Below are 279 nucleotides of genomic sequence, written 5' to 3'. Positions count from 1 at the left end.
AGGCGGAGCTCGAGGAGCTCAGAACGACGGTCGATCGGCTGGAGACCGAACTCGACGCCGCCGAGTCCGAACTCGAAGCGGCCCGGGAGTACGTCCCCGACGGGGACCACGAGATCACCCCCGAGGAGGCGATGGCGGGTACGAACCTGTTCGTCCGCTACGAACGCAAGGGCGGGCCGACGCTCGAGGACGCCCACTCCGGCGACGCCGGCCGCGAGGCGGTCAACGACAACATCCGGCTCGAACACCACACCGAGTTCGACGACGACGGTGCCGTCC

1 protein-coding gene is annotated in these 279 nt (G+C 69.2%); it reads left to right on the top strand.

What is annotated here, in order from left to right:
* The coding region (locus ACFR9S_RS08515; protein ID WP_459077197.1) for a DUF7527 domain-containing protein at positions 1–279 on the top strand (279 nt) is incomplete at both ends.

Origin of the sequence: Halolamina salina (assembly GCF_042678005.1) — an archaeon.
GTDB lineage: Archaea > Halobacteriota > Halobacteria > Halobacteriales > Haloferacaceae > Halolamina > Halolamina salina.
This window is presented reverse-complemented; position numbering and strand designations above follow the sequence as displayed.